Annotated in this window: 13 protein-coding genes; 10 read left to right on the top strand and 3 right to left on the bottom strand. The window is 66.1% G+C overall.

Annotated features, from left to right (window positions below; all coding sequences use genetic code 11):
• Positions 1-13: 13 nt before the first annotated feature.
• The 3 genes from proC to HNP48_RS19890 form a co-directional block, all read right to left on the bottom strand.
• Positions 14-850 carry a pyrroline-5-carboxylate reductase gene (proC, locus tag HNP48_RS19880; RefSeq protein ID WP_184860237.1) on the bottom strand — a complete coding sequence of 279 codons (837 nt, stop codon included), beginning with the start codon at positions 848-850 and terminating at the stop codon, positions 14-16.
• A gap of 70 nt (positions 851-920) precedes the next feature.
• Positions 921-2,414: a glycerol kinase GlpK gene (glpK, locus tag HNP48_RS19885; RefSeq protein ID WP_184860239.1), complete on the bottom strand. Its 1,494-nt coding sequence runs from the start codon at positions 2,412-2,414 to the stop codon at positions 921-923.
• A gap of 40 nt (positions 2,415-2,454) precedes the next feature.
• Positions 2,455-3,219 (bottom strand): DeoR/GlpR family DNA-binding transcription regulator, encoded by a 765-nt coding sequence (locus tag HNP48_RS19890; protein WP_184860241.1) that lies wholly within the window; start codon positions 3,217-3,219, stop codon positions 2,455-2,457.
• Positions 3,220-3,422: 203 nt separating this feature from the next.
• On the opposite strand from HNP48_RS19890, the gene HNP48_RS19895 reads away from it, so the two are divergent.
• From HNP48_RS19895 to rplE, 10 genes are all read left to right on the top strand, one after another.
• Entirely contained in the window at positions 3,423-4,499 is a 1,077-nt protein-coding gene (locus tag HNP48_RS19895) for an ABC transporter ATP-binding protein (RefSeq protein ID WP_184860243.1), read from the top strand.
• Position 4,500: 1 nt separating this feature from the next.
• Entirely contained in the window at positions 4,501-5,577 is a 1,077-nt protein-coding gene (locus HNP48_RS19900; protein WP_184860245.1) for an ABC transporter ATP-binding protein, read from the top strand.
• Positions 5,574-6,470, top strand: coding sequence for a carbohydrate ABC transporter permease (locus HNP48_RS19905; protein WP_184860247.1), 897 nt, complete (start codon positions 5,574-5,576; stop codon positions 6,468-6,470). Before HNP48_RS19900 ends, HNP48_RS19905 begins: the two co-directional genes overlap by 4 nt.
• Positions 6,463-7,275, top strand: a complete 813-nt coding sequence (locus HNP48_RS19910; RefSeq protein ID WP_007861697.1) for a carbohydrate ABC transporter permease — start codon at positions 6,463-6,465, stop codon at positions 7,273-7,275. Before HNP48_RS19905 ends, HNP48_RS19910 begins: the two co-directional genes overlap by 8 nt.
• 12 nt (positions 7,276-7,287) lie before the next feature.
• The gene (locus HNP48_RS19915) at positions 7,288-7,596 is read left to right on the top strand and encodes a DUF2160 domain-containing protein (RefSeq protein WP_184860249.1); all 309 of its coding nucleotides are present in this window, start codon (positions 7,288-7,290) and stop codon (positions 7,594-7,596) included.
• 102 nt (positions 7,597-7,698) lie between these two features.
• On the top strand, positions 7,699-9,429 hold the full coding sequence (locus tag HNP48_RS19920) for an ABC transporter substrate-binding protein (protein WP_184860251.1): 1,731 nt from the start codon (positions 7,699-7,701) through the stop codon (positions 9,427-9,429).
• Between the two features lie 194 nt (positions 9,430-9,623).
• Positions 9,624-11,216: a glycerol-3-phosphate dehydrogenase/oxidase gene (locus tag HNP48_RS19925; protein WP_184860253.1), complete on the top strand. Its 1,593-nt coding sequence runs from the start codon at positions 9,624-9,626 to the stop codon at positions 11,214-11,216.
• Between the two features lie 194 nt (positions 11,217-11,410).
• On the top strand, positions 11,411-11,779 hold the full coding sequence (rplN, locus tag HNP48_RS19930; RefSeq protein WP_007861702.1) for a 50S ribosomal protein L14: 369 nt from the start codon (positions 11,411-11,413) through the stop codon (positions 11,777-11,779).
• Positions 11,780-11,788: 9 nt separating this feature from the next.
• Positions 11,789-12,109 carry a 50S ribosomal protein L24 gene (gene rplX, locus HNP48_RS19935; RefSeq protein WP_184860255.1) on the top strand — a complete coding sequence of 107 codons (321 nt, stop codon included), beginning with the start codon at positions 11,789-11,791 and terminating at the stop codon, positions 12,107-12,109.
• A gap of 9 nt (positions 12,110-12,118) precedes the next feature.
• Positions 12,119-12,658, top strand: a complete 540-nt coding sequence (rplE, locus tag HNP48_RS19940; protein WP_005793632.1) for a 50S ribosomal protein L5 — start codon at positions 12,119-12,121, stop codon at positions 12,656-12,658.
• Positions 12,659-12,661: the final 3 nt, after the last annotated feature.

Raw genomic sequence — 12,661 nt, forward strand, 5'->3', positions numbered from 1 at the left:
AGCAATCCGGGATTTACTTCCCGAACTCATCACCCAGCTCGTGGGCACGCTGCTCGGCCGCACGCATGGCGCGCTCGAAGGCGGCGCCCACGCCGTCCTTTTCCATGGACTGCAGGGCGGCGTAGGTCGTGCCACCCTTGGACGTGACGCGCTCGCGCAGCGTGGCGGGCGGCTCGTCCGAGCGGCGCGCCAGCTCCGAAGCGCCCACGAAGGTGCCCACAGCCAGCCGGTGGGCCTGCTCTGCCGACAGGCCCATGGCCACGCCGGCACGCGTCATGGCTTCCATGAAATAGAACGCATAGGCCGGGCCCGAGCCCGAGAGCGCCGTCACGGCATCGAGTTGCTTTTCGCTGTCCACCCACAGGTACTCGCCCGTGGTGGCCATGATGGCTTCCACGCTCTGGCGCTCCGCGTCGGAGACACCGGGGCGGGCGTAGAGCGCGCTCATGCCCTTGCCCACCAGGGCGGGCGTGTTAGGCATGGTGCGCACGATGCGCTCGCTGGCGAGCCACTGGGCGATGCTGTCCGAGCGGATGCCGGCGGCCACGCTCAGGTGCAAGGCGCCCTGCGTGTGGGCACGCGCCTGGGCGGCGGCGTGCTTGAAGGTCTGGGGCTTGACGGCCCAGACCACGATGCGCGCGCGCTGCAGGGCGGGGCTGGCCTCGGTCTGGGCTGCGATGCCGTAGTTCGTGCGCAGTGCCTCGCGTGCCTGGTCCCAGGGCTCGACCACCTCGATCTGGCTGGCCGGGTGGCCCTGGCGGACCAGGCCACCGATGATGGCGCTGGCCATGTTGCCGCCGCCGATGAAGGCGATCACGGGGAGGGAAGGGGAGGCGGTGGTCTGGCTCATGGTGTGCACAAGGGGGAAACAAACTGCGGGGCCCTGATGGTAGCCGCACCGCCCTGCGCCGCCGGTCGGGTCATTCTGCGGTGGTTTGGCGCACCGCGCGTTCCCAGCGCTCCATGAGCTCGTGCGCACGTGCCTTGCCCAGGGTGGGCAGAAAGCGCCGCTCGGCACGCCACAGCTGCGACAGCTCGGCCGTGCTGCCGTACACGCCGCTCGACAGGCCCGCCAGGTAGGCTGCGCCCAGGGCGGTGGTCTCGATCACGGCGGGCCGCACCACCGGGATGCCCAGCAGGTCGGCCTGGAACTGCATCAGCAGGTCGTTGACGCAGGCGCCGCCGTCCACACGCAGCTCGCTCACGGGGGCGCCGCCGGCGGCCACGGCATCGCGGCTCATGGCCTGCAGCAGGGACGCGCTCTGGTAGGCAATGCTCTCCAGTGCGGCGCGCGCGATATGGCCCAGGGTGGAGCCGCGCGTCAGGCCCGTGATGGTGCCGCGCGCGTCGGGCTTCCAGTAGGGTGCGCCCAGGCCGGTGAAGGCCGGCACCATCATCACGCCGCCCGAGTCGGGCACGCTCTGCGCGAGCGACTCGACCTCGCCGCTGGTGGAGATGGCGCGCAGGCCATCGCGCAGCCACTGCACCACGGCCCCGCCCACGAAGACACTGCCCTCCATCGCAAACTCGGTCTGCGCGCCGGCCTGGGCTGCGCTGGTGGTGAGCAGGCCGTTGCGCGAGGTCTGGAAGCTGCCGCCCGTGTGCATCAGCATGAAGCAGCCCGTGCCATAGGTGTTCTTGGCCATGCCGGCGCTGAAGCAGGCCTGGCCGAACAGCGCGCTCTGCTGGTCGCCGGCGACGCCGCCCACGCGGATGGCATGGCCCAGCAGGTCCGGCGCCACATCGCAGAAGTGCGAGCTCGATGGCTGCACCTGCGGCATCAGCGCCTTGGGGATGCGCAGCAGCGCCAGCAGCTCGTCGTCCCACTGGTTGGTGTGCACATTGAACAGCATGGTGCGCGAGGCATTGCTCACGTCCGTCACATGCACCGCGCCATGCGTCAGTTGCCACATGAGCCAACTGTCCACCGTGCCGAAGGCCAGTTCGCCGCGCTCGGCCTGTTCGCGCGCCCCGGGCACATGGTCCAGCAGCCACTGCAGCTTGGTGCCCGAGAAGTAGGCGTCGATCAGCAGCCCCGTCTTGGCCTGGATGGTGCCGGCATGGCCCTGCTCGCGCAGTTGCGCGCAGGCTGGCTCGGCCCGGCGGTCCTGCCAGACGATGGCGTGGTGCACTGGCTGGCCGGTTTGGCGGTTCCACAGCACCGTGGTCTCGCGCTGGTTGGTGATGCCCACGGCGCGCACGGCGCTGGCTTGGATGTTCGCCTTCTCCAGCGCCTCGCGCGCCGTCGCCAGCTGGGTGCGCCAGATCTCCATGGGGTCGTGCTCCACCCAGCCGGGCTGCGGGTAGATCTGCGGCAGCTCGCGCTGGGCCAGGGCCACGATGTGGCCCTGCTCGTCGAAGACGATGCTGCGGGAGCTGGAGGTGCCTTGGTCGAGTGCGAGCAGGTAGGTCATGGCGGGCAAGGATAAGTCAGGCAGGGCGCTGCCGGGTGGGTCAGGCCGCCACGGTGCACAGGACTTCCGCGTCCTGCAACAGCATGGGGAAAGGCTCGGGCGGTGGTGCGTCGGTGAACAGGCGGTCGATCTGCGCCAGCGTGGCCAGCTGCACCATGGCCGGGCGGTTGAACTTGCTCTGGTCGGCGGCCAGCCAGACTTCGCGCGACTGCTTGATGATGGTCTGTGCCACCTTCACCTCGCGGTAGTCGAAGTCGCGCAGCGAGCCGTCGGGCTCGATGCCCGAGATGCCGATGAGCGCGATGTCCACGCGGAACTGGCGGATGAAGTCCACCGCCGCCTCGCCCACGATGCCGCGGTCGCGCGCGCGCACCACGCCGCCGGCCACGATGACCTCGCACTCGGGGTTGCCGCTCAGGATGGCGGCCACATTCAGGTTGTTGGTGATCACGCGCAGGCCGCGGTGGTGCAGCAGCGCCTTGGCAATGGCCTCGGTGGTGGTGCCGATGTTCAGGATCAGCGAGCAGTCGTTGGGCACCTGTTCGGCCACGGCGCGCGCAATGCGCGCCTTGCCTTCGGCATGCAGGGTTTCGCGCTGGGTGTGGGCCAGGTTTTCCACCGTGGAGCTGGGCACGCGCACCCCGCCGTGGAAGCGCGTGAGCAGGCCCGATTCGGCCAGGCGCTGCACATCGCGGCGCACCGTCTGCAGGGTCACGCCCAGGGTCTCGGCCAGTTGTTCGACGCTGGCCGACTTGCGCGCACGCACTTCTTCGAGGAGCAGGAGTTGTCGGGGATTCGTATTCACGCGGTCAAGGCAGCAAGAAAGAAGCCAATAGGGTGGCCGTACTTTAAATGGAACAAAAAGGAACACATTAAGGGTAAACCTTGATTTGAAACGATCACAAAAGAACAAGAATGAAAGGAATCGAAAACAAACGACCGCTGCGCGCCTGCGCCGGCGGTTTGGCACAACAGGCCTCTAGGGGGCGCAACGGAAAGGCGTGCGGGATGCAGCTGGCACTGGACAGCATCAGCAAGAGGGTGGGGGCGCAGACCTGGCTCCATGACATGAGCATGGCGCTGCACAGTGGCGCGGTGACGGTGCTGCTGGGCGCCACCCAGGCGGGCAAGACCAGCCTGATGCGCATCATGGCGGGGCTCGATGCACCCACGGCCGGCACGGTGCGGGTCGACGGGGCGGACGTCACCGGCATGCCGGTGCGCGAGCGCAACGTGGCCATGGTCTACCAGCAGTTCATCAACTACCCCTCGATGAAGGTGGCCGACAACATCGCCTCGCCGCTCAAGCTGCGCGGCGAGAAGAACATCGACGCCCGGGTGCGCGAAATCGCGGCCCGCCTGCACATCGAGATGTTCCTGGACCGCTACCCGGCCGAGCTCTCGGGCGGCCAGCAGCAGCGCGTGGCGCTGGCGCGGGCCCTGGCCAAGGGTGCGCCGCTGATGCTGCTCGACGAACCCCTGGTGAACCTGGACTACAAGCTGCGCGAAGAACTGCGCGAAGAGCTCACGCAGCTCTTTGCTGCCGGCCAGTCCACCGTGGTCTACGCCACCACGGAGCCGGGCGAAGCCCTGCTGCTGGGCGGCTACACGGCTGTGCTCGACGAAGGCCGGCTGCTGCAGTACGGCCCCACGGCCGAGGTCTTCCATGCGCCCAATTCGCTGCGCGTGGCGCGAGCCTTCAGCGATCCGCCGATGAACCTGGTCGCCGCCACGGTGGTCGCACAAGGCGTGCAACTGCAGGGTGGGGCCACGCTCGCCATCGCGCTGCCGCAGGGCACCTCTGCCGGTGGTGTCACCGTGGGCATCCGTGCCAGCGCCCTGCGGGTGCAGGCGCGTCCCGGCGACGTCAGTGTGAGCGGCAAGGTCGAACTGGCCGAAATCTCGGGCTCCGACACCTTCGTACACGTGGACACCCCCTGGGGCGAACTGGTGGCGCAGCTCACCGGTGTGCATTACTTTGAACTGGGCGCGTCCCTGGCGCTGCACCTGGACCCGGCGCAGGCCTATGTCTTCGGTGCCGATGGCCGGCTGGTATGGGCGCCCGCGCGCCTGGGAGGGCGTTGAGATGGCACGCATCAGCCTGGACCTGGCGCACTCGTACAAGCCCAACCCGCAGCAGGACAGCGACTACGCCCTGTTGCCGCTCAAGATGGAGTTCGAGGACGGTGGCGCCTATGCGCTGCTCGGCCCCTCGGGCTGCGGCAAGACGACCATGCTCAACATCATGTCGGGCCTGCTCGTGCCCTCGCATGGCAAGGTGCTGTTCGATGGCCGCGACGTGACGCGCGCCAGCCCGCAGGAGCGCAACATCGCCCAGGTGTTCCAGTTCCCCGTGATCTACGACACCATGACGGTGGCCGAGAACCTGGCCTTCCCGCTGCGCAACCGCAAGGTGCCCGAAGACCAGATCAAGCAGCGCGTGGGCGCCATCGCCGAGATGCTGGAGATGAGCGGCCAGCTCAACCAGCGCGCCGCGGGCCTGGCGGCCGATGCCAAGCAGAAGATCTCGCTGGGCCGTGGCCTGGTGCGCTCCGACGTGGCGGCCGTGCTGTTCGACGAACCGCTCACGGTGATCGACCCGCACCTCAAGTGGCAGCTGCGGCGCAAGCTCAAGCAGATCCACCACGAGCTCAAGCTGACCCTGATCTACGTGACGCACGACCAGGTCGAGGCGCTGACCTTCGCCGACCAGGTGGTGGTCATGACGCGCGGCCGTGCCGTGCAGGTGGGCTCGGCCGATGCGCTGTTCGAGCGCCCGGCGCATGTCTTCGTGGGGCACTTCATCGGCTCGCCGGGCATGAACTTCCTGCCCGCCCAGAGCGCCGCGGCGGCCCTCTCGGTCGCCGGCCACCGCCTGGCGCTGCCAGCCGCGCGTGCCCTGCCCGAGGGCGCGCTGCAGGTCGGCGTGCGCCCCGAGTACCTGGCCCTGGCGCAGCCCGAAGAGGCTGGCGCGCTGCCCTGCACGGTGGTGCAGGTGCAGGACATCGGCACCTACCTGATGCTCACGGCCAAGGTCGGCGAGCACACGCTCAAGGCGCGCTTTGCCCCCGAAACGCGCCTGCCCTCGGCCGGCGACACGGTCTGGCTCCAGGTGCTGGGCAGCCACACCTGCTTTTACCAAAATGAGGAGTTGCTGGCATGAGCGCCACGACCAAGCCCGTGAACCAGAAGGCCTGGTTCCTGATCCTGCCAGTGATCCTGTGCGTGGCCTTCTCGGCCATCCTGCCCCTGATGACCGTGGTCAACTACTCGGTGCAGGACATCATCTCGCCCGAGCGGCGCGTATTCGTCGGCACCGAGTGGTTTGCCGCCGTGATGCGCGACGAGGAGCTGCACGCCGCCCTGTGGCGCCAGATCAGCTTCTCGCTGGCCGTGCTGGCGGTGGAGATCCCGCTGGGCATCATGCTGGCGCTGTCCATGCCCGCGCAGGGCTGGAAGTCTTCTGCCGTGCTCGTCGTGGTGGCACTGTCGCTGCTCATTCCCTGGAACGTGGTGGGCACCATCTGGCAGATCTACGGCCGGGCCGACATCGGGCTCATGGGCCGCATGCTGGAGGTGATGGGCATCGAGTACAGCTACACCGGCAATGCCACGCAGGCCTGGCTCACGGTGCTGCTGATGGACGTTTGGCACTGGACGCCGCTGGTGGCGCTGCTGGCCTTTGCCGGCCTGCGCTCCATCCCCGATGCCTACTACCAGGCCGCCCGCATCGACGGCGCCAGCAAGTTTGCGGTGTTCCGCTACATCCAGCTGCCCAAGATGCGCGGCGTGCTCATGATCGCCGTGCTGCTGCGCTTCATGGACAGCTTCATGATCTACACCGAGCCCTTCGTGCTCACGGGCGGCGGGCCGGGCAACGCCACCACCTTCCTGAGCCAGTACCTGACGACCAAGGCCGTGGGCCAGTTCGATCTGGGCCCCGCCGCAGCGTTCTCGCTGATCTATTTCTTCATCATCCTGCTCTTGTGCTTCATCCTCTACAACTGGATGCAGCGCGTGGGCACCGCCAGCAACGAAGGGGCCGGCCATGAATGAAAAGCGCTTTCACAAGCGGTCGCTGTTCCTGGCGGCCTACCTGGTGTTCGCCGTGCTGCCTATCTACTGGATGGTCAACATGAGCTTCAAGACGAACGCGGAGATCCTCTCCACGTTCTCGTTCTTCCCGCAGCATTTCACCTGGGACAACTACAAGACGATCTTCACCGATGAGTCCTGGTACTCGGGCTACATCAACAGCCTGATCTACGTGGGCATCAACACGGTGATCTCGCTCACTGTGGCGCTGCCCGCGGCCTATGCCTTCTCGCGCTACCAGTTCATGGGCGACAAGCATGTGTTCTTCTGGCTGCTGACCAACCGCATGACGCCGCCGGCGGTGTTCCTGCTGCCCTTCTTCCAGCTGTACACCACCGTGGGCCTGATGGACACGCACATCGCCGTGGCGCTGGCGCACCTGTTGTTCAACGTGCCGCTGGCGGTGTGGATCCTGGAAGGTTTCATGAGCGGCATCCCGCGCGAGATCGACGAGACGGCCTACATCGATGGTTACAGCTTCCCGCGCTTCTTCGTGACCATCTTCCTGCCGCTCATCAAGGCCGGCGTGGGCGTGGCAGCGTTTTTCTGCTTCATGTTCAGCTGGGTGGAACTGCTGCTGGCGCGCACGCTGACCAGCGTGAACGCCAAGCCCATCGTGGCCACCATGACGCGCACCGTGAGTGCCTCGGGCATGGACTGGGCCACGCTGGCTGCGGCCGGCGTGCTCACCATCGTGCCGGGCGCCATCGTGATCTGGTTTGTGCGGCACTACATCGCGAAGGGTTTCGCGATGGGCCGGGTGTAAGGAGAGATCGACATGTTCGAGTGGATGGCCTGGACCCTGCCCGTGGCAGTGTTCTTCACGTGCATCGTGCTGATGCTGGTGGGCATGGCGGTGTGGGAGGCGAAGTCCCCCACCACCCTGCGCAAGGGTTTCCTGCCCCTGGAGACCACGCGCGGCGACCGCCTGTTCATCGGGCTGCTGACGGCGGCCTACGTGAACCTGATCTTCGTGGGGGTGAGCGGCAAGCTCGCGCAGTGGTTCGAGCTGGGTGCGGACCCGTCGGTCTGGTACAGCTTTGTGCTGTCCATGCTGCTGCTCGCCCTGATCATGCGCAAAGGCTGACGCGCGCGCATCCCACAGTTCCCGTTGCACGGCTCAACCCTTCCCCGGAGCCGGGCGACCCATGTGCATCCAAAGGGGAGTGACTATGAGGAGACAGGCACTATGAAGACGCGGTATACAGCGCTGGCATTGGCGGTAGCGGTTCTGGCCGGGCAGTCGGCCATGGCCGGCGAGGCCGAGGCCAAGAAGTGGATCGACAGCGAGTTCCAGCCCTCCACGCTGAGCAAGGACCAGCAGATGGCCGAGATGAAGTGGTTCATCGACGCTGCCAAGAAGCTCCAGGGCAAGGGCGTCAAGGAGATCTCCGTGGTCTCCGAGACCATCACCACCCACGAATACGAATCCAAGACCCTGGCCAAGGCCTTCGAGGAAATCACGGGCATCAAGGTCAAGCACGACCTGATCCAGGAAGGCGATGTGGTCGAAAAGCTGCAGACCTCCATGCAGTCGGGCAAGTCGATCTATGACGGCTGGATCTCGGACTCGGACCTGATCGGTACCCACTACCGCTATGGCAAGGTCATGAGCCTGACCGACTACATGGGCGGCGCGGGCAAGGAATACACCAACCCGGGCCTGGACCTCAAGGACTTCATCGGCACCAAGTTCACCACGGCGCCCGATGGCAAGCTCTACCAGTTGCCCGATCAGCAGTTCGCCAACCTGTACTGGTTCCGCGCCGACCTGTTCGACCGCAAGGACATCAAGGACAAGTTCAAGGCCAAGTACGGCTACGACCTGGGCGTGCCGCTGAACTGGAGCGCCTATGAGGACATCGCCGAGTTCTTCACCAACGATGTGAAGAACATCGACGGCAAGCCGATCTATGGCCACATGGACTACGGCAAGAAGGACCCCTCGCTGGGCTGGCGCTTCACCGATGCCTGGCTGTCCATGGCCGGCACCGCCGACATCGGCGCGCCCAACGGCCTGCCGATCGACGAATGGGGCATCCGCGTGGCCGATGACAAGTGCACGCCCGTGGGCGCCTCGGTGGCCCGTGGCGGTGCGACCAACTCGCCTGCCGCCGTCTATGCGCTGACCAAGTACGTGGACTGGATGAAGAAGTACGCGCCCAAGGAAGCCACGGGCATGACCTTCGGCGAAGCCGGCCCCGTGCCTGCCCAGGGCCAGATCGCGCAGCAGATCTTCTGGTACACCGCCTTCACGGCCGACATGACCAAGCCCGGCCTGCCCGTGGTGAACGCCGACGGCACGCCCAAGTGGCGCATGGCCCCCGGCCCGAACGGTCCCTACTGGAAGCAGGGCATGCAGAACGGCTACCAGGACGTGGGCTCCTGGACCTTCTTCAAGGACCACGATGCCAACAAGACGGCAGCGGCCTGGCTGTACGCCCAGTTCGTGACGGCCAAGACCACCTCGCTCAAGAAGACCCTGGTGGGCCTGACCCCGATCCGCGAAAGCGACATCCAGTCCAAGGCCATGACGGACGCTGCGCCCAAGCTCGGCGGCCTGGTGGAGTTCTACCGCAGCCCCGCCCGCGTGGCCTGGTCGCCCACCGGCACCAACGTGCCCGACTACCCCAAGCTGGCCCAGCTGTGGTGGAAGAACGTGGCCCAGGCGGTCACGGGTGAGAAGACGCCCCAGGGCGCCATGGACACCCTCGCCGACGAGATGGACCAGGTGATGGCCCGCCTGGAGCGCGCCGGCATGGCCAAGTGCGCGCCCAAGCTCAACCCCAAGAGCGCGCCCACCAAGTGGCTGAGCGACAAGCAGGCCCCCTGGGCCAAGCTGGCCAATGAGAAGCCCAAGGGCGAAACCATTGCCTACGACAAGCTGCTGCAGGCCTGGAAGGACGGCAAGGCGCGCTGAGCGGCCGCCGGCCTGGGGAGGCCGGCCCCCTCTCTCTCTATATATAGATAGATGAGGGGAGGGTGCCGGCCTCCGTTTCTCTCCCCCGAACCTGCGGCGGCGGGCGGTCCACAAGGCCAATCCCGCTCCGCAGGTGTCAAGAATTTAAGGGTTAACCCTGGGCTCAACCCCGTGCCTGTGGACAATCGCTACCTATGACCCACGTTTCTTCCCCCCTGCCCACGCGGCGCTCCGACCTCCTCGACCGCCTTGCCGAACCCCGCCAGTACGATCTGGCCGTGATCGGAGGCGGTGCGACGGGCCTGGGCGTGGCGCTCGATGCGGCGGCCCGGGGCTTCAGCGTGGTGCTGGTCGATTCGCACGATTTCGCCAAGGGAACCTCCTCGCGTGCCACCAAACTGGTGCACGGGGGGGTGCGCTACCTGGCCCAGGGCAACATCGCGCTGGTGCGCGAGGCCCTGCACGAGCGCACCACGCTGCTCAACAACGCCCCCCACCTGGCCCAGCCCCTGGCCTTTGTGATGCCCTCCTACAAGGTCTGGGAGACGCCGTTCTACGGCATGGGCCTGAAGATGTACGACGCCCTGGCCGGCAAGGCGGGCCTGGGGGCCACCCAGTTCCTGGGCCGTGCCAAGACCCTGCAGTGCCTGCCCAATGCCCGCCAGGACGGGCTCAAGGGCGGCGTGAAATACTGGGACGGCCAGTTCGACGACGCCCGCCTGGCCTTGGCGCTGGCCCGCACGGCCGCTGCCAGGGGCGCGCTGCTGGTCAACTACTGCCCCGCGACCTCGCTGGTCCATGAAAACGGCAAGGTGGCCGGCTTCGTCTGTGAAGACAGCGCCAGCGGCCGCCAGTTCACGGTGCGCGCCAAGGCCGTGGTCAATGCCACAGGCGTTTGGGTCGATGCCCTGCGCCAGATGGATGGCGAGGCCATCGGCCGCCCGGTCAAACCCATCGTGGCGCCCAGCCAGGGGGTGCACATCGTGGTGGACCGCGAATTCCTGCCCTCCGACCATGCCCTCATGGTGCCCAAGACGGCCGATGGCCGGGTGCTGTTTGCCGTGCCCTGGCTGGGCAAGCTGATCCTGGGGACCACGGACAGCCCGCGCCAGGACGTGGTGCGCGAGCCCCAGGCCTTCAAGGAAGAGGTGGCCTTCATCCTTGACGAGGCCGCCCGCTACCTCACCCGCGCGCCCAAGGCGGCGGACATCCGCAGCATCTGGGTGGGCCTGCGCCCCCTGGTCAAGCCGCAGGACGACGATGGCGACAACACCAAGAAGATCAGCCGCGAGCACACCGTGCTGGCCAGCAAGAGCGGCCTGGTGACGGTGACTGGTGGCAAATGGACCACCTACCGGGCCATGGCCGAGGATGTGTTGCAAAAATGCTTCACCGTGGGCCTGCTGCCGGAAAAGGCCGCCGGAGTCACCAACCAGCTGCCCCTGGTGGGCACACCTGGCGAGCCCGTGCGCCACCGCATCAGCGACGCCCAGGGCCTGCACTCCTACGGGGCCGAGGCGGGCGCCGTGCAGGCGCTGCCAGGGGGCGGTGTGGAACTGGGAGGCGGCCTGAGCGAGGCCATGGTGCGTTTTGCCGCACGCCATGAATACGCCTGCACGGTCGAAGATGTGCTGGCACGCCGCTCGCGCATGCTGTTCCTGGACGCCCGCCAGGCCATCGCCTGCGCTCCCCGGGTCGCTGCCCTCCTGCAGGAGGAACTGGGCACCGATCCGCAACTGGATGCATTTTTGTCACTCGCCGAGCAGTATCTGCACGCGCCGATGTGATAGGCACTTGACTTCGGGTTTCCCCTTTGCAATAATCGAGGGCTTCGCGTTTCCTGCGTGAAGTTTCTGCCCAGCGGGAAGTGCTGCAAATGGTTTGCGGTGCGGACGACGGGCCCAAGACTGACTGGCTGATTGGCAGCCCTTGAGAAGTTCTCTGGGGCCCTGGTCTTCTGGTGCAAGTTGGGAATATTGAAATGATCCAGACAGAATCTCGGTTAGAGGTTGCCGACAATACCGGCGCCAAGTCCGTCCTTTGCATCAAGGTGCTGGGTGGCTCGAAGCGTCGCTATGCAAGCGTTGGCGACATCATCAAAGTGAGCATCAAAGAAGCTGCTCCGCGCGGCCGCGTCAAAAAGGGCGAGGTCTACAGCGCAGTGGTGGTGCGTACGGCGAAGGGCATTCGCCGCGGCGACGGCTCGCTCGTCAAATTCGATGGCAACGCTGCAGTGTTGCTGAATGCAAAGTTGGAGCCTATCGGCACCCGCATCTTTGGACCCGTGACGCGTGAACTGCGTACCGAGAAGTTCATGAAGATCGTGTCCCTGGCTCCTGAAGTTCTCTAAGGACTCGCCATGAACAAGATTCGCAAGGGCGACGAAGTCATCGTGCTGACCGGGCGCGACAAGGGCAAGCGCGGCACCGTTTCGCTGCGCAAGGATGACTCCCACCTCGTCATCGACGGCATCAACCTGGTCAAGAAGCACGCCAAGCCGAACCCCATGAAGGGTACGACGGGCGGCATCGTGGAAAAGGCCATGCCTATCCACCAGTCCAATGTTGCCATCTTCAATGCGGCCACCGGCAAGGCTGACCGCGTGGGCATCAAGGTGCAGGCTGACGGCACGCGCGTTCGCGTGTTCAAGTCCAGCGGCGCCGAAATCAAGGCGGCCTAAGGGGTAAACATGGCACGACTCCAAGAAATCTACCGCGACAAGATCGCTCCCGAACTGACCAAGCAGTTCGGCTACACCTCGCCCATGCAGGTTCCCCGTCTGACCAAGATCACGCTCAACATGGGTGTGAGCGAAGCCGTGTCGGACAAGAAGGTGATGGACAACGCCGTGGCTGACCTGACCAAGATCGCTGGTCAGAAGCCCGTGGTGACCAAGGCCAAGAAGGCTATCGCCGGTTTCAAGATCCGCGAAGGCCAGGCCATCGGTTGCATGGTCACGCTGCGCGGCGTGCAGATGTATGAGTTCCTGGACCGTTTCGTGACCGTGGCTCTGCCCCGCGTGCGTGACTTCCGTGGTATCTCTGGCCGCGCCTTCGACGGCCGTGGCAACTACAACATCGGTGTCAAGGAACAGATCATTTTCCCTGAGATCGAGTACGACAAGGTCGACGCACTGCGCGGTCTCAACATCAGCATCACCACGACGGCCAAGTCCGATGAAGAAGCCAAGGCGCTTCTCGCCGGTTTCCGTTTCCCGTTCAAGAACTGAGGC

This window comes from Acidovorax soli (assembly GCF_014207955.1).
Lineage (GTDB): Bacteria > Pseudomonadota > Gammaproteobacteria > Burkholderiales > Burkholderiaceae_C > Acidovorax > Acidovorax soli_A.